Source organism: Polaribacter sargassicola, from assembly GCF_021991835.1.
Taxonomy (GTDB): Bacteria; Bacteroidota; Bacteroidia; order Flavobacteriales; family Flavobacteriaceae; genus Polaribacter; species Polaribacter sargassicola.
Genome location: NZ_JAHDAU010000001.1, coordinates 714,866 through 737,622 on the forward strand (window position 1 = coordinate 714,866; position 22,757 = coordinate 737,622).

Here is a 22,757-nt window from a genome sequence, read left to right on the forward strand (position 1 = left end):
AACGAAGATATTAATTACTATCGTTAATTCTGTTTTCTTCATCATTATTAGTATTTCTACTTGCTTTTTTCTTACCAAATTTAGATCCAAAACTATATACTAGCCTTAATTGTATATTTTGTCTAGAACTGTTACTTTCTACAGCAGCAACACCATTACCATAATCTATTTTACCTACAAAACCTCTGTTTAGCATTTTATTAAAACCAAGATTTACTTTTAGTTTATCGTCTAAAAACTTTTTACCAAAAGAAAAATCTAAACCAGCCAACCAATCTACATCAATTTGACCTTCTAAAGCACCTGTTCCGTAATTTCCACTCAATTCTAAATTAACATCCCAAGGTAATTGGTAACTAGCTTGTATAAACCAAATTAAATTCCATTTGTTTAAATCTATTCCGTAAGTAGAAGATTGGTAATCTGTATTTGTAACAATAATACCCGTATAACCCTCTAAACCTTTAGCAACATTTAAAGGTGCAAATAATCTAAAATTCCAGTTAGCATTATTTTCTACATTTACATCTTGTTGTCTTATTTGTGCAGTTTCGTTGTCTTGTTTTATTAATTGAAAAAGTACATCTTCTGTTTTGCTATAACCAATTGTAAAAAAAGGTTGCCCTTCATATGTTAAATTAAATTGGTAATTATTGGTGTAAGCAGGTGTTAAATTTGGGTTTCCTTTTCCTGCAGAATAAGGATCTAAATAAGTTTCAAAAGAATTTAAACTGCTATAAGAAGGTCTTTGTATTCTATAACTATAAGACAAACTTGCGCCTAAAACTTCTGTTAATTTTCTACTTACAGAAGCGCTAGGGAATAATTTTTTAATAGGTCTTTTTTTAACTTCTACTATTTGATCTCCATCATTCATAAAAATAGAAGTACCATCTGTATTACTATTTTCATAACGTAAACCACCAGAAAAAGACCATTTACCTGCAGTTGCGTTTATTTTAGAATACAAAGCAAAAATGTTTTCATCAATTAAAAACTGACTACTTAAATCTTCATCAAACTGAAAATTATTATTTACATCATGCGTAAAAGATTGTAAATCGTTGTCTGTAGTTACGTTTGCATATCTAGTACCTGCACTAATTTTTAAATTGTCAGAAATTGTTTTAGAATAATCTGCTTTATAGGTTTTTATAGAATAAGTACCTTCTTGTATGTACTTTTTATCAGAAAAATTAATGGTGCTTCCGTCTATTTCAGACAAAATATTGGTATTATCATTGGTGTAATCTACATAATTAAAATCTAATACTAATTTATCTGTTTCTGTTTTAAATTCGTAATATGGGTTGATGTTAAAGTTTTTTCTTTCTCTATCAAAAGTGTTCTGAGAAAATAATGTATTGGTAGTTGTTGCATCAGAAATAATAGTTTTACTACTTGTAATTCTATCGGATGTTCTTGTGCTTATTTGTCCTCCAATACCAAAAGAATGCTTATCATTTATATAATAATCTATACTACCACCAAAGTTAAAATTTGTAGGGTTGTATGGTTCTCTAGTCTCTTGGTTATATGTTTCGTCTTCTACAGTTCTGTCTAAAAATAAATCATCTCTCCAAGTTGGTTGAGAGTAATTTACGTTGGTTTGCCAATTTAGTTTGTTTTTGTAGCTAGCAATAGAAAAGCCAGCTCCGTATTCTACACCTTCATCTTCACCAACCCAAACATTTGTACTACCATGCGTACCTAAACGTACGTTTTTCTTTAAGATGATGTTTATAATTGCACCAGAACCAGAAGCTTCATATTCTGCGCCAGGTTGTTCTACCAATTCAATTTTGGCAATATTATCGGCAGGAAAATCTCTTAATAACGTTTCAATATCCATGTAATCTGTCGTTTTTCCGTTAATTAAAATTCTTACGCCGCTGTTACCAGCAATAGAAATTCCATTATCAGTAACTAAAACTCCAGGTATTTTACGCATAACATCTTGTAAATTAGTGTTTATCATTTCAGATTTTTCTAAATCTACAATTAATTTTTCTGCAGTTTGTTTAATTACAGGTCTTTTGCTTTTTACTACAACTTCGTTTAAAAGCTGACTTTCTTCTTTAAGTGTAATATTAAATACTTTATTAGAATTTAAATCAAATTCTTTTATTATTTGAGTTTCGAAACCTAACATTGATATTTCTAATTTGTATTTCCCCGTAGAAATATTTTCTAAAGTATAAATACCTTCATCATCAGAAACAACACCTTTTGGATTTTCTTTTTCTCCGGTTTTTAATAAAATAATATTTGCAAAAGGTAATGGTTGGTTTTGCTCATCAACAATTTTACCTGATATTTTGTGTTGAGAAAAAGTAGATAAAATTCCGAAGAAAAAAAGGATAGTAATTTTTAAAACTTTCATAAGGTTGGTTTTTTATTGTCTTGGTTGATTTTTTTATTTACACTGTAAAAGTGTCTGTTTTGTTACAGATTTAAAATGCAATTCTGATGAATTGGGTTAAAAACCCGATAAACAAATTCTATTTACTATTTAAACAAGACGCATAAAACCATCAAAAAGTTTCCTGCACAAAAAAAGCTTCGAAATAAATCGAAGCTTTATAAAATATATTTTAATGTAATTAATCTCTTCCTCCTAAAATTTGGAAACCCCAATATAATAGAGAAGCTAAAGAACCTAGAGCAGCAACTAAATAAGTTCTTGCAGCCCATTTTAAAGCGTCTTTTGCACCTGCTAATTCTTGTTGAGAGACCATATTTTTGTTTTGTAACCATGCTAAAGCCCTATTACTTGCATCATATTCTACAGGTAATGTTATAAAACTAAAAAGTGTAGCAAAACCCATAAAAATTAAACCAGCTATAGCAATGTATAATCCAATTCCTGTAGAACCAGAAGCAGCCCCTAAAATAATTCCACCAATAACTAACCATTGTGAGAATTTAGAAGTAACACTTACAACCGGTACTAATTTAGAGCGCATTGTAAGATAACTATAAGCTTTTGCATGTTGCACAGCGTGCCCAACTTCATGTGCAGCTACAGCTGCCGCAGCAGCATTTCTTTGGCTGTAAACAGATTCACTTAAGTTTACAGTTTTATCAGTAGGATTGTAATGGTCAGTTAATCTACCTGGTGTAGAAATTACTTTTACATCAAAAATACCATTATCTGCTAACATTTTTTGTGCAATCTCTGCACCACTCATTCCGTTTCTTAAAGATAATTTAGAATATTCTTTAAATTTACTTTTTAACTTATTACTAATTAGCCAACTTACTACAGAAATTGCACCAATTAAAATATAAAATCCCATCATAATTTATAGTGTTTAAAATTGTGTATCGTTTTTTGTTTGATAAATTTACAACATAAAGTATTCCAATTTATTGTTTGGAGTATAAAAATGACAAAATGGCAAATAAACCCAACATATTATTAATTTACACAGGTGGTACAATTGGTATGATAAAAGACTATGAAACAAATGCTTTAATAGCTTTTGATTTTAGTCAGATAATAGATAAAATACCAGAATTAAAACAGTTGAATTGTACAATAGAAAGTATCTGTTTTAATGAACCGATAGATTCATCTAACATGAATACAGATTATTATGTTGATATAGTAGATATTATAGAAAATAACTATAATAATTATGATGGTTTTGTGGTTTTAACAGGTTCTGATACGATGTCTTACACGTCTTCTGCCATTAGTTTTATGTTAGAAAATTTACAAAAACCAATTATTTTTACAGGATCTCAATTGCCAATAGGAGATTTAAGAACAGATGCAAAAGAGAATTTAATTACGTCTATAGAAATTGCAAGTGCAAATAAAAATGGAAGTCCAATAATTACAGAAGTTTGTTTGTATTTTGAATATAAATTATACAGAGCAAATAGAACAACAAAAATAAGTGCCGAGCAATTTGAAGCTTTTACTTCTTTTAATTTTCCTTCACTGGCAGAAAGTGGTGTTCATTTAAAATTTAAAGAGCATTTACTGTTAAAAATAAAAAACAAGAAAGATAAATTAATTGTTAGAAAACAATTAGATGACAACGTAGTGGTTTTAAAGCTTTTTCCAGGAATATCTATAAAAGTTATTGAGCATATTTTAAATACACCAAATTTAAAAGGAGTTGTTTTAGAAACTTATGGATCTGGTAATGCGCCAAATTCAGATGGTTTTATAGAGCTGTTAAAGACTGCAATTAAAAAAGGTATTAAAATAGTAAACGTTACACAATGCAAAAGCGGAAGGGTAATAATGGGACATTATGACACTAGTTTATTACTTAAAGAAATAGGCGTTTTAAACGGTGTTGATATCACAACGGAATCTGCTTTAGCTAAATTGATGTATCTTTTAAATAAAAAATTATCAGCTAAAGAGTTTAAGCAACTTTTTGAAACATCTTTAAGAGGTGAATTAACTGATAAATATCATTTTTAAATATGTAAATGAATAAATTAAACTATTATCTGCTAAATAGATTGATTTTTTTTTTAAATGCTCAATATTTTTTTGTTACTTGGCACTCTCAAAACTATAATAGAGAGTTAATCTTACAAAAAAGATTTAGTTAAATTTTAGTTGATATTATTTTTTTGAGATGAAAATTAATACCTTTAACCCGTTAACTATTAAAAATTAATTATAACAAAGATGAAAAAAGTAGTAAATGTCCTATCCGTAACAGGATTAATGTTTTTTGGAGCTATTCAATCAACTTTCGCACAAGAAGCAGCTGAATCAAAAACTTTCCACCAAGAATTAAAACAACGTTTTATCGAGGGTGGTCCAGAATTTATGGGAATTGTATTGGTAGCCTTAATTTTAGGTTTAGCAATAGCAATTGAAAGAATTATTTATTTAAACATGGCAACAACTAATACTAAGAAATTAGTAGCTAATGTAGATGAGGCTTTAAGTTCTGGTGGTATAGAAGCAGCTAAAGAAGTTTGTAGAAACTCTAAAGGACCAGTTGCATCAATTTTTTACCAAGGTTTAGATAGAGTAGATGAAGGAGTAGAAGCAGCTGAAAAAGCAGTAGTTTCTTATGGTGGAGTTCAAATGGGATTATTAGAGAAAAATACTTCTTGGTTATCTTTATTTATTGCTTTAGCACCAATGCTTGGGTTTATGGGTACTGTAATTGGTATGATTCAAGCCTTTGATATGATTGCTGTTGCAAATGATATTTCTCCAGGTGTAGTTGCCGTAGGTATTAAAGTAGCCTTATTAACAACAGTATTTGGTTTAATTGTTGCAATTATTTTACAAATCTTTTATAATTACATCGTTTCTAAAATTGATAGTATTGTAAACAATATGGAAGATGCATCTATCCAATTGATAGATTTATTAGTGAAATATAAAAAATAAGATATATTATGAAGAGTAATTTATCAAAAATTTTAAGTATAGTTATAGCTGTTATAGCTATAATTGGAGCCCTTCTCTTCATCAGAATTTTTATGACTGATGTAGATGATACAGAAGCATTAAATAGCTCTGTAGGTAGTATAGTTACTTTTTCTACTATATTGTTTTACTTTGCTGTAGGATCTACTTTAATTCTTTCTTTAATTGGTTTGTTTACAAACCCAGATAACTTAAAGAAAACATTATTAGGTGTAGCCGTTTTAGGTGTGGTATTAGTTTTTGCTTATTTCTTAGCAGATAGTAATGCTGTAATAGATTCTGCTGGTAAGATATTAGAAGGAGGAGAAGAAGGAGCATCTTCTAACCAATGGGTAGGAACAGGAATTTACTATAGCATTGTATTGTTATTGGTAGCAGGAGCGTTCTTTGTATTAGATTTAGTAAAAGGATTAATAAAATCATAACAATATGGCAAGAAGAGAGAATCCCGAAATTAATGCAGGTTCTATGGCAGATATTGCCTTCTTGCTGTTAATCTTTTTCTTAGTAACAACAACCATGAATGTGGACTCAGGAGTTTCAAAAAAACTGTCTGAAAAACCACCAGCAGATTATGTACCGCCTGTTATTAAAGAAAAAAACATTTTTGAAGTTAACATTAATAGAAATAATGAGCTTTTAGTTGAAGGCGAAAGAATGGAAATTAAAGACCTTAAAGAAGCTGCTATCGCATTTATCGATAATGGTGGAGGTGTAGGTAAAGTTGAAAATGGAGTTGCTAGTGGTCCTTGTGATTATTGTCGTGGTGAAAGAAGTGAAGCTTCTTCAGATCACCCAAATAAAGCAATTATCTCAGTACAGAGTGACAGATTAACGGAGTATGGTACATACTTAACAGTGCAAAACGAATTGTTAAGAGCCTATGCAGAGTTAAGAAATAGATTATCTTTAGAGAAATTCCAAATCCCTTTTGCGGAGTTAGAAGAGGCTTATAAAGATAATTCTAATAACGAAAGTTTGAAGAAAAAAGTAGACTTTATTAAGACTAGTTATCCTCAGATTATTTCGGATGCAGAACCAACAAATTAATTTTAAAAAATAACAATATGTCTAAATTTAGAAAGAAGAAAAAAGGAATGCCGGCAGTTAATACTGCTGCCTTACCAGACATTGTGTTTATGTTGTTGTTTTTCTTCATGGTAACTACTACTATGAGAGAAACTTCTTTACTGATTGATGCACCAAGACTACCTTCTGCATCAGAAGTGAAAAAATTAGAACATAAAAGTTTAGTTACTACTATTTATGTTGGTAAAGCAAAAGAAGCTAAGTATGGTACTAGTTATAATAGAATTCAATTAAATGACAAAATTTCAACTGCAGATGATGTGCCAGCATTTATTATAAATGCTAGAACTAAAGTATCTGAAGCAGAAATACCATTTATGACTACTTCTATTAAAGCTGATAGAGAATCTAGTGTTGGTACTATTACTGATATAAGATTAAAGTTAAGAGATGTAAATGCTCTTAAGGTAAGTTATTCTGCATCTAAAGGAGTAGAATAAAAAATATCTTTAAATCATTTTTTTATAAAAAAAGGGTAACTCACAGAGTTGCCCTTTTTTATTTAAAAATAGGTGTTTTTATATTCATTAAAAATTAAAAAAATATGAGAAGATTTTTTGTTTTTTTTATATTTCTTTTTGTCGTAAAATTATGCTTTGCACAAAAGGATTCATTAGAAATAGGGAGCAGGTATGCAGATGATCAAGTTTATTTATCTATTTCCTATTCTCAACTTATAGATCAGCCTTCTGCTATATCTAAAAGTAATTTTTCTTATGGTCTTTCTTTTGGGTTTATTAAAGATGTAATTTTAAATAAGCAGGGTAATGTTTCTGTTGCTGCCGGTTTTGGTTATGGTTATAACTTTTTTAATCATCAATTAAAGGTGGAAAGAATAAATGATATTGACATTTTTAGTGATGATAGCTCTATTAGTAAAAACTTCTTTAAATCATCTAATTTAGAGTTTCCTATTGAGTTAAGGTGGAGAACATCTTCAATTAATAAGTATGATTTTTGGAGAATTTATGCAGGCATTAAATTCTTATATAATTTTTCTAATAAATTTGAGTTCGTAGATGAAGATGATGTGTCTTTTGAATATTCAAATATTAATAGCTATAATAAATTACAATACGGGTTAACAATCTCTGCAGGATATGATGAATTTAATATTAATGTTTACTACGGATTAACTCCTGTTTTTGATAATAGTTATATTGAAGGAGAAAAAATTAATACCAAAATTTTAAAATTTGGTTTAATATTTTATTTATTGTAACAAATAAAATGTGGCAATAGGGCATAAAAATCCTATTATGTACCCCGTATATACTTCTGTAGGTGTATGTGCTTTTAAATAGAGTCTAGAGCTTGCTAAAAGGCCAGAGAGTATTATTGAAACAATGATAATAATAGTAAAGTTTTGATTGTAAATTAAGTTTAATACAAAAAAGAAGCCTGTAGATATACCTAATGATAATAAGTGTAAACTAGTTTTAAGATTAAAAATAAATAGGAGGTAAACGATTACTAAACCTAATGTAGTTGAGAAAAATAACAGTCCTAAATCAGATAGATTTACTATGTTAATTAGAGTGTTCCCTAATAAATAGAATAATAAAATCATTAAAAAAATAGGAATTTTTCTTTCTTTAATGGTTTCTGCTTTAAAGCTTTTAATAAGTTTTATCCTTTTAAATAATATTAAAATTATTAATGGTATAAAATAAGTTGTACCAAATATTAATGCAATAACTGTTATTTTTTGATCACTTTTAAAATTGTTTTTTATCAATAAAAAGTATAAAAATACGCCAATTGTAGGTACTAAAATTGGATGCAGTATTATAGATATAAACTTATAGAAATTCATTAAATTTCTTTTCTTAATCTTGCTACAGGTAAATCTAACTGTTCTCTGTATTTAGCAATTGTTCTTCTAGCAATAGGATATCCTTTTTCTTTTAAAATATTTGCTAATTTTTCATCTGTTAAAGGTTTTTTCTTATTTTCTTCTGTAATAACAGTTTCTAATATTTTCTTTATTTCTCTGGTGGAAACATCTTCTCCTTGATCATTTTTCATTGATTCTGAAAAGAATTCTTTTATCAGTTTAGTTCCGTAAGGTGTAGACACATATTTACTATTAGCTACTCTAGATACCGTAGAAACATCCATGTTAATTTTATCGGCAATATCCTTTAAAATCATTGGTTTTAACTTTCTTTCATCACCAGTTAAAAAATATTCATACTGGTAATGCATTATAGTATTCATTGTTATTAAAAGTGTTTGCTGACGTTGTTTAATGGCGTCTATAAACCATTTAGCGGCATCTAACTTTTGTTTTATAAAAAATACTGCATCTTTTTGAGATTTACTTTTTGTACTAGATTCTTGATAACCTTTAAGCATATTGTTATACTCTCTAGAAATATGAAGTTCTGGTGCATTTCTAGAATTTAAAGTTAAATCTAATTCCCCATCAATTAACTTTATGCTAAAATCTGGTACTATTTGTTCTGCTATTTTATTGTTACCAGCATAGGAACTACCTGGTTTAGGGTTTAATTTTGAAATTTCTGTATTAACTTCTTTTAATTCCTCTTCTGAAATATGAAACTTTTCTTGTATTTTTTTGTAATGTTTTTTTACAAAATGATCAAAAGCTTCATCTAAAATTTGAATAGCTAAACTTCTAATTTTAGTTTTACTCTTTGTTTTTAATTGAATAATTAAACACTCTTTTAAATCTCTTGCACCAACACCTATAGGTTCTAAAGTGTGTATTACTCTTTTTAATATAGAAATTACTTTTTCTTCTGTAGTAAAAATATTTGCAGTAAAAGCTAAATCATCAACAAGGTCTAAAATATCTCTTCTTATATAACCACTATCATCTATGCTACCAACTAAAAATTCTGCAATAGCTTTTTCTTCATCATTAAAAGAGTAAGTATTTAATTGGTTTTTTAATGATTGATGAAAACTTGTGCCTGCAGCATATGGTACGTTTTTTTCTTCGTCATCTGCAGAATAATTATTGGCTTGAGTTTTATAGTTTGGAATTTCATCATCACTTAAATACTCATCAATATTTATATCTTCTGCTTCAATTTTTTCGTTACCAGTGTCATCAAATTCATTTGATAAATCCTCATCAAATGAATCTGATTCTTCTTTACCGGTATCTAACGCAGGGTTTTCTTCAATTTCTTGTTTTAGACGTTCTTCAAATGCTTGTGTAGGCAATTGAATTAACTTCATCAACTGAATTTGTTGTGGAGATAATTTTTGTAAGAGTTTATATTGTAAACTTTGTTTTAACATACATCTAAATATACAATAATCTAATTAAAATTCTGCATTTTGTGGTGTTCTAGGAAAAGGAATTACATCTCTAATGTTACCCATACCTGTTGTAAACTGAACTAATCTTTCAAAACCTAATCCAAATCCAGAATGTACAGCTGTACCAAATTTTCTTAAATCTAAATACCACCAAAGTTCTTCTTCTTCAATATCTAGCGATTTCATTTTTTCTACTAAAACGTTGTATCTTTCTTCTCTTTGGCTTCCACCTACAATTTCTCCAATTCCAGGAAATAATACATCCATTGCTCTTACTGTTTTTCCATCATCATTTAAACGCATGTAAAATGCTTTAATATTAGCAGGATAGTCAAATAAAATTACCGGACATTTAAAGTGTTTTTCAACTAAATAACGTTCGTGTTCAGATTGTAAATCAGCTCCCCATTCATTAATAGGAAATTGAAATTTTTTCTTTTTATTAGGTTTAGAATTTCTAAGGATATCAATAGCTTCTGTGTAAGAAACTCTTTTAAAATTATTATCAACAACAAATTTTAATTTGTTTAGTAAACTCATTTCGCTTCTTTCTGCTTGTGGTTTACTTTTTTCTTCTTGTGTTAAACGTTGGTCTAAGAAAGCTAAATCGTCTTTACATTTATCTAAAACATAATTTATTACATATTTAATAAAGTCTTCGGCTAAATCCATATTACCGTCTAAATCCATAAAAGCAACTTCTGGTTCTATCATCCAAAATTCTGCTAAATGACGTGTAGTATTAGAGTTTTCTGCTCTAAAAGTTGGGCCAAATGTATAAGCTTTACCCAAAGACATTGCAAAAGTTTCTGCTTCTAATTGACCAGAAACTGTTAAGTTTGTTTCTTTACCAAAAAAATCTTTAGAATAGTCTATTTTACCATCTTCTGTTAATGGAGCATTATTGTTTTTAAAAGTTGTAACCTTAAACATTTCTCCTGCTCCTTCTGCATCAGAACCTGTTATTATAGGCGTATTTACGTAGTTAAAATCTCTTTCTTGAAAATATTGATGAACTGCAAAAGAAAGTTTAGAGCGCACACGCATAACGGCACTAAAAGTGTTTGTTCTCATCCTTAAATGAGCATTTTCACGTAAAAACTCAAAACTGTGTTTTTTTGGTTGTATAGGATATTCGTCTGGATTAGAGTCTCCTAATATTTCTATTTCAGATACTTGAATTTCTAAAGATTGTCCTCGTCCTTGGCTTTCGGCTAGAGTTCCTTTTAAAGAAATTGCGGCACCTGTATTAATTCTTTTTAATGTTTCTTCAGGTGTGTTTTCAAAATCTATAACACATTGAATATTATTAATGGTAGAACCGTCATTTAAAGCAATAAATCTATTACTTCTAAAGGTTCTTACCCATCCTTTTAGTGCTATTTCTTGTAATAATAATCCTTCAGATTTTAAAAGATCTGCAATGTTCATGTTTATCATATTCTTATAATATTGATATAAATATATGTTGTAATTAAATAGTAAAGATACTTTTTTGATATAATATAAACAACGTTATTTTACGTTGTTTGTTTACATTATCATTTAAAAAGCCTTTGCAAAAATATTAAATTGTTAATTTTTTTATTTATTGTAGGTAAATTAATTAAACTAAAAATCGAATGTTTTAAAGCATCCGATTTTATAAAATATGTTGATAATATATAATTTAATTTAATCCTCTTTTGGAGGAAAAATTTTCATTTTAGGTTCTTTAAATACTTTTTTGTTCGCTATTTTTTTCTCGAAAGTTAATAATAGAGATGGTAATAATAATAGATTAGATACCATTGCTAATAAAAGTGTAACGGAAACTAACCCACCTAAAGCTATTGTGCCTCCAAAACTTGATAAAGTAAAAACTAAAAAGCCAAAAAATAAAACAATAGAAGTGTAAAACATACTTACACCTGTTTCTTTAAGTGCTGCGTAAACAGATGGTTTTACTTTCCATTTATTAGCAATTAATTCTTGTCTGTATTTTGCTAAAAAGTGAATTGTATCATCCACCGAAATACCAAATGCAATACTAAATACTAAAATTGTTGAAGGTTTAATTGGTATGCCTAAAAAGCCCATTAAACCTGCAGTAATTAATAAAGGTAGCATGTTTGGAATTAATGATATAAATATCATTTGTGGAGATCTAAACATCCAAGCCATAAAAATTGCGATTAAAAAAATAGCTAGTGATAGAGAAATTACTAAGTTTTTAATTAAATAATTAGTTCCTTTAATAAAAACTAAGGCTTTACCAGTTAAAGAAACTTCGTATTTATCTGACGGAAACTCTTTAGCAATTACAGCTTTTAATCTATTCTGAATAACATCCATTTTATCTGTACCAATATCTTTCATAAAGGTGGTTATTCTTGCATAACGACCCGTAGAATCTACAAAGCTTTTTAGCATACCAGCTTCGCTATTAGAGTTTTTAGTATATGCAAAAATGTAACTTTGTTCTTGTGTTGTTGGTAATTGATAATATTTAGGATTCCCTTTGTAATAAGCTTGTTTAGAGTATTTAACTAAATTTGTTACAGATACTGGTTTAGATAATTCTGGAAAAGTTTCTATAGCTTCATTTATTTTTTCCATCTTCTTTAAAGTAGCCAATTTCATGACTCCTTTTTCTTTTTTTGTATCAACCAATATTTCTAAAGGCATAATACCACCAAACTCTTGCTCAAAAAACTTAATGTCTTTATAAAAATCTAGACTTTTAGGCATATCTTCAATTAAGCTTCCAGAAACTTTAATTTGATAAACACCTATAATTCCGGCAATAATTACAATTACAGTAGCAAAATAAATAGAAATTCTGTTGTTTTTAACTGTGCTTTCCATCCAGTTTACAACATTTTCAATCCATTTTGTTTCAAGATGGTTTAAATGCTTTTCTTTTGGAAGTGGCATAAAACTGTAAATAACAGGAATAATTAAAAGAGCTAAAATAAAAATACTGATAATATTTACAGAAGCTAAAATACCGAACTCACGCAGTAAACTACTCTTTACAAAAACAAAGGTTGCAAAACCAGAAGCTGTTGTAATGTTAGTCATTAAAGTAGCATTTCCTATTTTAGAAATTACTCTTTGTAATGCTTTGGCTTGTTGACCATGTTTTTTTATTTCTTGTTGATATTTGTTGATTAAAAAAACAGCATTCGGTACTCCGATTACAATAATTAACGGCGGTATTAATGCAGATAAAACGGTAATTTCATATCTAAATAAACCTATAAAGCCAAAAGCCCAAATAACACCAATTGTAACTACTAAAAGAGTTATAAAAGTAGCTCTATAAGAACGGAAAAAGAAGAAAAATATTAAAGCTGTTATACCTAATGCGCCAAAAACAAATAATAAAATTTCATCTTGAATGTTTTGAGCATTTAGAGTTCTAATGTATGGCATACCAGAGATTCTAACATCTAGGTTATTATCTTTTTCGAACTTAGTTATTGTAGGTATTAGTTTTTCATATATAAAATCTCTACGTTGTGGAGTATTTATAATTTCCTTTTTTATATAAATTGCAGTTTGTAGTGTTTCTGTTTCTTTATTGTAAAGTAAATTATCGTAAAAAGGAAGTTTTTCAAAAAGCTGTTTTTTTATATCTTTTACTTCGCTACTAGTTGTAGGCTCTTTGCTGTATAAAGGTTCTAAAATAAATTTTTTGTTTTTTCTATCGGCTTTTAATTCTTGAACATCAGCAATAGATATTGTAAAATCTATTTCTTTTAAACTATCAAATTTTTGAACTAAGTTATTCCAAGCATTAAATTTTTTTGGAGTAAAAATAGTTGAGTCTTTTACACCTAAAATAACTAGATTTCCTTCTTCTCCGAAGATTTCTAAAAATTGATTGTATTGTAAATTAGCTTCATGGTCTTCTGGCAATAAATTAGCTTCTGTATATGAAAACTTCATATATTTCATTTGTGTAGCTAATAAACCAGTAATAATAGCAATACTTAATAAAACTAAATATCTGTTTCTTAATATTAAGCCTGCAACTTTTGTCCAGAAATTCATTTATAAAAATTTAAATAATTAGTAAAGTTTAGATTTTGTTATAAATAAAAAAGAGAGTGTTTATAAACACTCTCTTTTTTATTGTTTAGATTTTGTTTAAACTTTCATTATCTCTACTTCTTTTACAGATAATTTTTCGTCTATTTCTTTTACATAAGTATCCGTTAGTTTTTGAACGTCTGCTTCTGCAATTTTTTTCATATCATCAGAAATATCTGTTTTTTTAATGTCGTTATTTGCGTCTTTACGAGCATTTCTAACACCAACTTTTGCATGTTCTGCTTCTGCTTTGGCTTGTTTAGCCAAACCGATTCTTCTTTCTTCTGTTAAAGGTGGTACATTAATCATAATCACATCTCCATTGTTCATAGGATTAAAACCTAAGTTTGCTAATTGAATTGCTTTTTCAATTTCTTGAAGCATGTTTTTTTCCCAAGGTTGAATACTAATAGTTCTAGCATCTGGTGTGCTTACGTTTGCTACTTGGCTTAATGGTGTTTGAGAACCATAATAATCTACCATTACGTTAGCAAGCATAGCTGGGGTAGCTTTACCAGCTCTAATAGAGCGTAATTCTTTTTCTAAATGCGCTATTGCATTACTCATTGCTTCTTTAGCAGAGTCTAAAATAAATTCAACTTCTTCGTTCATCTTTAATAAATTTTAAAAGATTTTGATTATTGATTATCAACAACAGTACCAATATTTTCTCCTGAAACTAATTTTATTAAGTTTCCGTTTGTATTCATATCAAAAACAATTATTGGTAATTTGTTTTCTTCACTTAATGTAAATGCAGTCATGTCCATTACTTTTAAGCCTTTGTTAATAACGTCTTTAAAAGTAATTGTTTCAAACTTAATTGCATTTTTATCTTTTTCTGGATCTGTATTATAGATACCATCTACACGAGTTCCTTTTAAAATTGCATCTGCATCAATTTCTATAGCTCTTAAAACAGCTGCTGTATCTGTTGTAAAATAAGGGTTTCCTGTACCAGCACCAAAAATTACAACTCTACCTTTTTCTAAATGGCGTATTGCTTTTCTTTTAATATAAGGTTCTGCTACTTCTTTAATTTCTAAAGCTGTTTGTAAACGTGTGTGTACATCTTCGTCTTCTAAGGCACTTTGTAAAGCTAGGCCATTAATACAAGTTGCTAACATTCCCATATGGTCTCCTTGTACACGATCCATTCCGTTTGCAGCTCCAGCAACACCTCTAAAAATATTTCCACCACCAATTACAATAGCTACTTCTATTCCTTTTTCTACTACTTGCTTAATTTCTTTTGCGTATTCAGATAAACGTTTAGGGTCAATTCCGTATTGTCTTTCCCCCATTAATGCTTCTCCGCTTAATTTTAAAAGTATTCTTTTGTATTTCATAGTTTCTTTAAAAGTTGTGCAAAATTACGTATTTTTTTTTAGTTTCTATTTTTTGATATATAAAAAAACCTCACAATTTTGCGAGGTTTTTATTTTTTAATGGTAATTAAATCCACTTTTGTAAAACTTTAAATAGATTATTTTTAGAAATAGGTTTAGTAATATAATCTTTACAACCAAGTTCAAAACATTTTTCTTTTTCATCATGCATAGCATATGCACTTTGCATAATTATTTTTACATCTGGATTGATTTCAATAATTTTCTTTGTAGCATCAAAGCCATTCATTTCTGGCATTCTAATATCCATTAATACAATATTAATTAAATCTTTCTTTTCTTGATATTCTTCTAAAGCTAATTTACCATTTACTGCAAAAATTATATTTGCACCAGAGTCTTTAAAGAACAAAGAATATAAGAGTCTTACAATTTTATCATCTTCTGCAATTAGAATAGTTTTATTTTTTAAGAATGAATTTTCATTATTTTTTATACTTCTTTTTTCTTCTTTCTTCTTTTTATTAATTACTGTTTTTAGAGGAATGTTAAATTTAAAAGTTGCTCCTTTGTTAAGAGTAGATTCAACAGAAATGTCTCCTCCAAGATTATGTATTATTCCTTTACATATAGATAATCCTAAACCAGTTCCTCCGTATTTAGCATTGTCATTATAGTTTACTTGTTTAAAACGATCAAAAATCTCTTCTAATTTATTTTTAGGAATCCCGATTCCTTGATCTTTTACGAAGAAATGTAATTGATTATCTCTAATATCAAAACCAAAAGAAATTTCTCCTTTTTCTGAAAATTTTAAAGAGTTATTTAAAAGGTTAGTAATAACTTGTCTAAGCCTGTAGGTGTCTGTAAAAATAATAAGGTCTTTTGCTTCTTCTGGTATAAAAGATTTTATAGTTATATCTGGTTTGTCTTTTGTAATTTTTAATTGATTAAAATTAATTTCTATATGTTTAATCAATTCTGATATATTACAGTTTTTAGGTGAAATTTTTAATTCGTTTGCTTCAATTTTAGCAATATCTATAATATCATCAATCAGATTTAAAAGTTGCTTAGAGTTTCCATCAATAATGTCTATATAATTTCCTCTTTCTTCATAAGAAATATTATCATCTCTTAGTAGTTCAGAAAAACCGATAATACCGTTTATTGGTGTTCTAATTTCATGACTCATATTCGCTAAAAAGTAATTTTTATGAATATTTGCATATTCTGCTTTTTGTTTAGCTACTACTAATTCTGATTCTATAATTTTATATTCTGTAATGTCTTGAGATGCTCCTCTGAGTGCAATTGTTTTGCCTTCATCATTTTTTACAGCTTCACCTTTTGCCCATAGCCAATTGGTAATTTCATTATTTTTAACTATTTCTAATTCTATTTCATAAGAACTACCTTCTTCTCTAGTTTTGTCAATTTTTTGATTTAATGCTTCCCAGCTTTTTTTAGAAAAAAGTGCTTGTTGTGCTTCAAAACTTGGAGGTGTTGTATTAGGAGCTAAACCAAAAGTTCTATATAGTTCTTCTGTCCATGTTATTTCTCCTGTAATTAAATCAAAATACCAACTACCTACATGGGTTAAACTTTGTATTCTTTTTAGTTCTTTTTCGCTTATAGCTAAGGCTTCTTCTTTTTTCTTTATATCTGTAATGTCTGCAAATGTTGCTCCAAACTCTCCTTTTTTAGGAGAGAAAATTCTAACAATGTAGTATTTATCTAATAAACTAGAGTAAGTTTCTATAAGTTGCTCTTTACCTGTTAAGGCCGTTTCTCCATAAACTTCAATCCAATTTATAGAATCGTTAATTGTGTTAGGATAATTTTCTAAGAAAGGTTTACCTACTAAATCTTTTTCTTTTATTTTTATTTGCTCTTCAAAAGATGGGTTTATTGCTATATATTCCCAATCAATTGGTTTGCCAGAATCATCTATAATCATTTTAGCATGCGCAAAACCTTCGTTTAAGTTTTCAAATAAATTATGATATCTTAATTCTGTGTTTTTTAATTGTATTTCTGTGTTTTTTAATTTTGATATTTCTACAAAAGTGATAATTACTCCATCTATCTTTTTATCAATAGTTATAAAAGGACTAATTCTAGACAAGTAGAACTTACCATCGTTATCTATAATTTCTTTTTCTATAGGTGTTAATTTTAAAAGTACATCTTTAGAGTTGTTTATTATAGATAATCTAATTTCTTCATTAAAATTAGAAGCAAAACTTTCTATAGGTCTGCCTATATCTGTATATTTTAAATTAAAATGTTTCTGTATTGCTGGGGTGTATTTTCTAATATATAATTCTCTATCTAAGAATAATGTACCAATATCTGTATTGTCTAATAAGTTGGTTACATCATTATTTAGGTTTATTAATTGCTTATTTTTTTCTTGTAACTCTGCATTTACGGTGTATAATTCTTCATTTACAGATTGTAATTCTTCATTAGTACTTTGTAATTCTTCATTAGAAGCCATTAATTCTTCGTTAGAAGATTGTAGTTCTTCATTACTAGTTTCTAATTCTTCAACTACATTTTGTAATTCTGTTTTTGTAGCTTTTAGCTCGTCTTCAATTTCTTCTATTCTTTGTTTAGAAATTTTATCAATTGGTACGTTTTCTATAATTACTTGGTCATCAGTTTTTTCTTCATCACCAAATTGTAATAAATAGATATCACTTAAAGCTTCATCTTCTGCAGGTTTATGCAGGTGTAAATCAAAAGAAAAATTACCGTTTTTTGTCTGACTAAGAATATCCTTAACAATAATGTCTTTTTTTTCTTCTTCTAATCTGTTTACAGCATTTCTTATTATAGAAGAAAGGTCTTGACCAACAATTTTTAAAAGATTGTTTTCAAAAATACCTTCTGTATGTACTAATTTTTTACCAGCATCTCCTTTAATGTAAATGATGTTATAATTTTTATCAAAAAATATTGAAGAAGGACTGTATTTTTTACTTAAATACTTGTGGAAGATATTTTCTGGATTCTCTTTAAACTTATAAACTGGCGGATTTGTTAGTTTTTGTGGCGGATTATTGTATAATATTGATGGAATTCTGCCCGCTGAATTTTCTTGTAAAGGAATGTGTTTTGTATCCTCTATATTTTGAAAAATTTTCCACTTTGTATCTATAGTTTTAAAAAACCTTGATGCTTCACCTAAAGATTCACTATTTCCTAAAAATAAAAAACCAAATTTATTTAATGCAAACTGAAAGTTATACATTACTTTCTTTTGTACTTTATTGTCTAAGTAAATAAGTAAATTTCTACAAGAAATTAAATCCATCCTAATAAAAGGTGGAGATTTTATTAAGTTATGACTAGAGAAAACAATTTTTTCTCGTATCCTTTTTATAATTTGTAATCTATCTCCAATTTTTGTAAAGTACTTATCTAAATAGATGCTATCTAACTCATTTATTACATTAACATGAAAAGTACCTGCACTAGCAGCAGTAATTGCTCTTGGATCTATATCTGAAGCAAATATTTTAAAATTGAGGTTTAATTTTAAAGTACGTATATGGCTATCTAAAAGCATTGCAATAGAATATACTTCTTCTCCAGAAGAGCATCCAGGTACCCAAACACGAATAGTTTCTGTACTTTTTTTACGAGCACAAATTGCAGGGATTACTTTGTCTTGTAATGTTTGAAAAGCTTCTGTATCTCTAAAAAACCTAGTTACACCAATTAAAAAATCTTGCTTTAAAGCTTCTTTTTCTTTTTCGTTATTTTTTAAAAAAGTGAGGTAATTATATAGCTCATCAATGCTATTGATGTTCATTCTTTTTTCTAATCTACGCAAAAGAGTATTTTTCTTGTACTCTCTAAAATCTATGTCAGAATATTTATGAACTTCTTGTAAAATCTTAGTGATTAAAATTTCATTTGATTCAGGAATATTAAATTCTCTATCTACGATTAGCGGAGGATTAATAAGACCGTTAAATTTTTTTGCAATTTCTTTTGGATTTAAAATAAAATCTACTAATCCTGTTGCAATTGAAGAATTTGGCATTCCATCAAATTGAGCAGTAATAGGATCTTGTACAAAAATTACACCACCACCTTCTTTTATTGTTTTAATACCTCTAGAACCATCAGAACCTGTACCAGATAGAATTACTCCAATAGACCTTTCTTTGTATTCTTCGCCTAATGTGTGAAAAAATATGTCTATTGGTAAATTTAAATTATGTTTAGGGCCTTTATCTAGAAGGTATAATTCTCTCCCTTTAATATGAAGATTTTTATTACGCTGATTTAAATATATACAGTTTGGTTTAATGGTTAGTTTATCTTCAGCAGTAAAAATTTTCATTTTTGTATGCTTAGCTAAAAGCTCTGGCATAAGACTTTTAAAGTCTGGAGATAAGTGTTGTATAACAACAAAAGCCATTCCTGTATCTTCTGGTATGTTGTCAAATACTTGTTGTATTGCATCTAAACCACCAGCAGAAGCACCAATAGCAACAACATATAAATCAGAATTTTTGTTTTTCATATTTTTAGGCATATCAACAAAAATAAGGAAAAAGATTTACAAAAAATAAAAGCCACCTATATATTAGGTGGCTTTAAAATATTATAAGAAGAATAAAAGTTTATCCTAAAGTAACTCTTTTAAAAGTAGAAACTTCAACATCACCAAAAGTTTTAACATATTCGGCAACGCTTTTCTTTTCATCTTTAATAAAGGCTTGGTCTAAAAGACATTGCTCTCTATCTAAAGTTGTATTGTCAGAAATAAATCTTTCCATTTTTCCTGGTAAAATTCTATCCCAGATTTTTTCTGGTTTTCCTTCTGCAGCTAACTCAGCTTTTGCATCTTCATTTGCTTTAGCTAAAACTTCATCAGTTAATTGAGACATAGAGATAAACTGAGGTACATTTTTTAATGTTTTTCCTAATCTACCTAACTCAATATTATCTTTTTCGATAACAGCAATTCTTGCTTCTGTTTCAGCAGCAACATATGCAGGATCAAAATCTTTGTAAGATAAAGTAGTTGCACCCATAGATGCTACTTGCATTGCTACATCTTTAGCTAAAGATTCTGCATTATCTACAACAGCAGATAAACCAACGATAGCAGCAATTTTACCAATGTGAGTATAAGCACCAACATAAGCAGCTTCTACCTTTTCGAAAGCAGTTATTTCTAACTTTTCACCAATAACACCAGTTTGTTCAACTAATTTATCAGCAACTGTCATACCACCAAAATCAGCAGCTAAAAAAGATTCTTTGTCTTCATAGTTTAAAGCGATATCAGCAAACTGACCACCTAAAGCTACGAAAGATTCGTTTTTACCAACAAAGTCAGTTTCACAAGCTAAAACGATTGCTACACCAGCAGTTTTATCGTCATTAATTCTTGTTACTGCAACACCTTCTGTAGATTCTCTATCAGCTCTTTTTGCAGCAATTTTTTGACCTTTTTTACGTAAAATATCAATTGCTTTATCAAAATCCGCACCTGCTTCAACTAAGGCCTTTTTACAGTCCATCATTCCAGCTCCAGTAGCTTCTCTTAATTTTTTAACATCAGCAGCACTTATCTTTACTGTTTCCATGTTACTTGTTTTTTATTGATTAGAATTATTTTGTTTCTTCAGTAACCTCTGCTTTAGGAGCCTCTTTTTTAGGAGCTTCTTTAGCGTCTTTTACTTTTTCTTTATCTGCTTTTCTATCTGATAAACCTTCTGCAATTGCATCAGTTACATAAGATAAAACTTTATCAATAGATTTAGAAGCATCATCATTTGCTGGTATTACAAAGTCTACTAATCTTGGATCTGAGTTAGTATCTACCATTGCAAAAATTGGAATGTTTAATTTTTGAGCTTCTGCTACAGCAATGTGTTCTTTTTTGATGTCAACTACAAATAATGCACCTGGTAAACGAGTCATATCAGAAATAGAACCTAAGTTCTTTTCTAATTTTTCTCTTTGACGGTTAATTTGTAATTTTTCTCTTTTAGATAAAGCATCAAAAGAACCATCTTGCTTCATTCTATCAATTTGAGCCATTTTTTTAACGGCTTTTCTAATAGTTACAAAGTTAGTTAACATACCACCTGGCCATCTTTCTGTAATGTAAGGCATGTTTACTGCTTTAGATTTTTCTGCAACTATATCTTTAGCTTGTTTTTTTGTAGCTACAAATAAAATCTTACGTCCAGAGTTTGCAATCTTTTTTAAAGCTTCAGAAGTTTCTTCTATTTTAGCAGCTGTTTTATACAAATCGATGATGTGTACACCATTACGTTCTGTATAAATATAAGGAGCCATATTTGGGTTCCACTTTCTTGTTAAGTGACCAAAGTGTACTCCACTTTCTAATAATTCTTGAATGTTTACGTTTGCCATTTTTTTAAATGTGTTTACTTTCTGTTTTTGAAATCAATATATAAGTAGTCTTACGAGTCTTATATATTTAGATACTAAACTGTTTAATATTAAATTATATAATAACAGTTCTCGATATAATAAAGTACAGAATAAATTCTGTGTAATATTAACGTTTCGAGAATTGGAATTTTTTACGTGCTTTCTTCTGACCGAATTTCTTACGTTCAACCATTCTAGGGTCACGAGTTAATAAACCTTCTGGTTTTAATACTTGTTTGTGCTCTTCGTTAATAGAAACTAAAGCTCTAGTAATTGCTAAACGGATAGCTTCTGCTTGTCCTGTTACACCACCTCCGTAAACATTAACTTTAATATCGTAAGATTCTAAGTTATCTGTTAACATTAAAGGTTGTTGTACTTTATATTGTAAAGTACCTGTTGAAAAGTAGTTTTTATACTCTTTACCGTTTACTGTAATGTTACCTGTACCTTCTGAAAGATAAATACGAGCAACAGCAGTTTTTCTTCTACCAATTTTATGAACTGTATCCATTATTTTAAATCGTTAAGGTTAATAGCTTTAGGTTCTTGACCTGCTTGTTTGTGCTCTGTACCTGCATATACATACAAGTTTCTGTATAAAGCGCTACCTAAAGTGTTTTTTGGTAACATACCTTTTACTGCTTTTTCGATTAATCTTGTAGGATCTTTCTCAAACATTTCTGTTGCAGTTAACGATCTTTGACCACCTGGATAACCTGTGTGACGAATGTAAGATTTATCTCTCCATTTGTTACCAGTTAAATTAATTTTTTCTGCGTTGATAATAACCACGTTGTCTCCACAATCTACGTGAGGAGTAAAGTTTGGTTTATATTTACCTCTAATTAGTTTTGCTACTTTAGAAGCTAGACGACCCAACGTTTGCCCGTCTGCATCAACTAAAACCCACTCCTTATTAACGGTAGCGCTGTTTGCTGATACTGTTTTGTAACTTAATGTGTTCATAATTACACTATTAGTTTTTGTTTATTACTATTAATTTTTTTCCTTAAAAAAGGAGTGCAAATGTAGTTTTTTTTATTTGATTGACAAATAGTGTGTTATAATTATTTTTTAATCTTTAAAAGATTGATTTA

The 22,757-nt window shown here is 28.6% G+C and carries 19 protein-coding genes; 6 read left to right on the plus strand and 13 right to left on the minus strand.

Annotated features, from left to right (window positions below):
- Positions 1 to 10: 10 nt before the first annotated feature.
- Both KI686_RS03135 and KI686_RS03140 read right to left on the minus strand, forming a co-directional pair.
- Entirely contained in the window at positions 11 to 2,383 is a 2,373-nt protein-coding gene (locus KI686_RS03135) for a TonB-dependent receptor (protein WP_237587799.1), read from the minus strand.
- Between the two features lie 220 nt (positions 2,384 to 2,603).
- Entirely contained in the window at positions 2,604 to 3,302 is a 699-nt protein-coding gene (locus KI686_RS03140; RefSeq protein ID WP_237587800.1) for a zinc metallopeptidase, read from the minus strand.
- Positions 3,303 to 3,397: 95 nt separating this feature from the next.
- Between KI686_RS03140 and KI686_RS03145 the strand changes: the two genes are divergently transcribed.
- From KI686_RS03145 to KI686_RS03170, 6 genes are all read left to right on the plus strand, one after another.
- On the plus strand, positions 3,398 to 4,444 hold the full coding sequence (locus tag KI686_RS03145) for an asparaginase (protein ID WP_237587801.1): 1,047 nt from the start codon (positions 3,398 to 3,400) through the stop codon (positions 4,442 to 4,444).
- A 213-nt stretch (positions 4,445 to 4,657) separates the two neighbouring features.
- The gene (locus KI686_RS03150; protein WP_237587802.1) at positions 4,658 to 5,377 is read left to right on the plus strand and encodes a MotA/TolQ/ExbB proton channel family protein; all 720 of its coding nucleotides are present in this window, start codon (positions 4,658 to 4,660) and stop codon (positions 5,375 to 5,377) included.
- Positions 5,378 to 5,385: 8 nt separating this feature from the next.
- Positions 5,386 to 5,841 carry a hypothetical protein gene (locus KI686_RS03155; RefSeq protein ID WP_237587803.1) on the plus strand — a complete coding sequence of 152 codons (456 nt, stop codon included), beginning with the start codon at positions 5,386 to 5,388 and terminating at the stop codon, positions 5,839 to 5,841.
- 4 nt (positions 5,842 to 5,845) lie between these two features.
- Positions 5,846 to 6,466: an ExbD/TolR family protein gene (locus tag KI686_RS03160; RefSeq protein ID WP_237587804.1), complete on the plus strand. Its 621-nt coding sequence runs from the start codon at positions 5,846 to 5,848 to the stop codon at positions 6,464 to 6,466.
- 17 nt (positions 6,467 to 6,483) lie between these two features.
- Positions 6,484 to 6,945: an ExbD/TolR family protein gene (locus KI686_RS03165; RefSeq protein WP_237587805.1), complete on the plus strand. Its 462-nt coding sequence runs from the start codon at positions 6,484 to 6,486 to the stop codon at positions 6,943 to 6,945.
- 104 nt (positions 6,946 to 7,049) lie between these two features.
- Complete coding sequence (locus KI686_RS03170; RefSeq protein WP_237587806.1) at positions 7,050 to 7,727, plus strand: porin family protein; 678 nt, start codon at positions 7,050 to 7,052, stop codon at positions 7,725 to 7,727.
- On the opposite strand, the gene KI686_RS03175 is transcribed toward KI686_RS03170, so the two are convergent.
- From KI686_RS03175 to rplM, 11 genes are all read right to left on the minus strand, one after another.
- Entirely contained in the window at positions 7,719 to 8,321 is a 603-nt protein-coding gene (locus KI686_RS03175) for a hypothetical protein (RefSeq protein ID WP_237587807.1), read from the minus strand. The genes KI686_RS03170 and KI686_RS03175 overlap by 9 nt on opposite strands.
- Positions 8,321 to 9,778, minus strand: coding sequence for an RNA polymerase factor sigma-54 (rpoN, locus tag KI686_RS03180; protein ID WP_237587808.1), 1,458 nt, complete (start codon positions 9,776 to 9,778; stop codon positions 8,321 to 8,323). Before rpoN ends, KI686_RS03175 begins: the two co-directional genes overlap by 1 nt.
- A 24-nt stretch (positions 9,779 to 9,802) precedes the next feature.
- Positions 9,803 to 11,239, minus strand: a complete 1,437-nt coding sequence (gene asnS, locus KI686_RS03185) for an asparagine--tRNA ligase (RefSeq protein WP_237587809.1) — start codon at positions 11,237 to 11,239, stop codon at positions 9,803 to 9,805.
- 234 nt (positions 11,240 to 11,473) lie between these two features.
- Positions 11,474 to 13,837: an efflux RND transporter permease subunit gene (locus tag KI686_RS03190; protein ID WP_237587810.1), complete on the minus strand. Its 2,364-nt coding sequence runs from the start codon at positions 13,835 to 13,837 to the stop codon at positions 11,474 to 11,476.
- A 96-nt stretch (positions 13,838 to 13,933) separates the two neighbouring features.
- Positions 13,934 to 14,488 carry a ribosome recycling factor gene (gene frr / locus KI686_RS03195; protein ID WP_237587811.1) on the minus strand — a complete coding sequence of 185 codons (555 nt, stop codon included), beginning with the start codon at positions 14,486 to 14,488 and terminating at the stop codon, positions 13,934 to 13,936.
- A 26-nt stretch (positions 14,489 to 14,514) separates the two neighbouring features.
- Positions 14,515 to 15,225: a UMP kinase gene (pyrH, locus tag KI686_RS03200; protein ID WP_237587812.1), complete on the minus strand. Its 711-nt coding sequence runs from the start codon at positions 15,223 to 15,225 to the stop codon at positions 14,515 to 14,517.
- A 106-nt stretch (positions 15,226 to 15,331) separates the two neighbouring features.
- Entirely contained in the window at positions 15,332 to 19,768 is a 4,437-nt protein-coding gene (locus KI686_RS03205; RefSeq protein WP_237587813.1) for a chemotaxis protein CheB, read from the minus strand.
- A gap of 100 nt (positions 19,769 to 19,868) precedes the next feature.
- Positions 19,869 to 20,840, minus strand: a complete 972-nt coding sequence (tsf, locus tag KI686_RS03210) for a translation elongation factor Ts (RefSeq protein ID WP_237587814.1) — start codon at positions 20,838 to 20,840, stop codon at positions 19,869 to 19,871.
- Positions 20,841 to 20,865: 25 nt separating this feature from the next.
- Entirely contained in the window at positions 20,866 to 21,636 is a 771-nt protein-coding gene (gene rpsB / locus KI686_RS03215) for a 30S ribosomal protein S2 (RefSeq protein WP_237587815.1), read from the minus strand.
- 148 nt (positions 21,637 to 21,784) lie between these two features.
- Entirely contained in the window at positions 21,785 to 22,171 is a 387-nt protein-coding gene (gene rpsI, locus KI686_RS03220) for a 30S ribosomal protein S9 (RefSeq protein ID WP_237587816.1), read from the minus strand.
- Entirely contained in the window at positions 22,171 to 22,626 is a 456-nt protein-coding gene (rplM, locus tag KI686_RS03225) for a 50S ribosomal protein L13 (RefSeq protein ID WP_077811389.1), read from the minus strand. The genes rpsI and rplM overlap by 1 nt, the downstream gene beginning before the upstream one ends.
- Positions 22,627 to 22,757 lie beyond the last annotated feature (131 nt).

Coding starts and splice junctions, on each gene's coding strand:
- KI686_RS03165 (WP_237587805.1), top strand. CDS start 6,484: ATGTCTAAATTTAGAAAGAAGAAAAAAGGAATGCCGGCAGTTAATACT.
- KI686_RS03140 (WP_237587800.1), bottom strand. CDS start 3,302: ATGATGGGATTTTATATTTTAATTGGTGCAATTTCTGTAGTAAGTTGG.
- rplM (WP_077811389.1), bottom strand. CDS start 22,626: ATGAACACATTAAGTTACAAAACAGTATCAGCAAACAGCGCTACCGTT.
- KI686_RS03135 (WP_237587799.1), bottom strand. CDS start 2,383: ATGAAAGTTTTAAAAATTACTATCCTTTTTTTCTTCGGAATTTTATCT.
- rpsI (WP_237587816.1), bottom strand. CDS start 22,171: ATGGATACAGTTCATAAAATTGGTAGAAGAAAAACTGCTGTTGCTCGT.
- KI686_RS03170 (WP_237587806.1), top strand. CDS start 7,050: ATGAGAAGATTTTTTGTTTTTTTTATATTTCTTTTTGTCGTAAAATTA.
- KI686_RS03205 (WP_237587813.1), bottom strand. CDS start 19,768: ATGAAAAACAAAAATTCTGATTTATATGTTGTTGCTATTGGTGCTTCT.
- KI686_RS03150 (WP_237587802.1), top strand. CDS start 4,658: ATGAAAAAAGTAGTAAATGTCCTATCCGTAACAGGATTAATGTTTTTT.
- KI686_RS03160 (WP_237587804.1), top strand. CDS start 5,846: ATGGCAAGAAGAGAGAATCCCGAAATTAATGCAGGTTCTATGGCAGAT.
- pyrH (WP_237587812.1), bottom strand. CDS start 15,225: ATGAAATACAAAAGAATACTTTTAAAATTAAGCGGAGAAGCATTAATG.
- tsf (WP_237587814.1), bottom strand. CDS start 20,840: ATGGAAACAGTAAAGATAAGTGCTGCTGATGTTAAAAAATTAAGAGAA.
- frr (WP_237587811.1), bottom strand. CDS start 14,488: ATGAACGAAGAAGTTGAATTTATTTTAGACTCTGCTAAAGAAGCAATG.
- KI686_RS03155 (WP_237587803.1), top strand. CDS start 5,386: ATGAAGAGTAATTTATCAAAAATTTTAAGTATAGTTATAGCTGTTATA.
- rpoN (WP_237587808.1), bottom strand. CDS start 9,778: ATGTTAAAACAAAGTTTACAATATAAACTCTTACAAAAATTATCTCCA.
- rpsB (WP_237587815.1), bottom strand. CDS start 21,636: ATGGCAAACGTAAACATTCAAGAATTATTAGAAAGTGGAGTACACTTT.
- KI686_RS03190 (WP_237587810.1), bottom strand. CDS start 13,837: ATGAATTTCTGGACAAAAGTTGCAGGCTTAATATTAAGAAACAGATAT.
- KI686_RS03145 (WP_237587801.1), top strand. CDS start 3,398: ATGGCAAATAAACCCAACATATTATTAATTTACACAGGTGGTACAATT.
- asnS (WP_237587809.1), bottom strand. CDS start 11,239: ATGATAAACATGAACATTGCAGATCTTTTAAAATCTGAAGGATTATTA.
- KI686_RS03175 (WP_237587807.1), bottom strand. CDS start 8,321: ATGAATTTCTATAAGTTTATATCTATAATACTGCATCCAATTTTAGTA.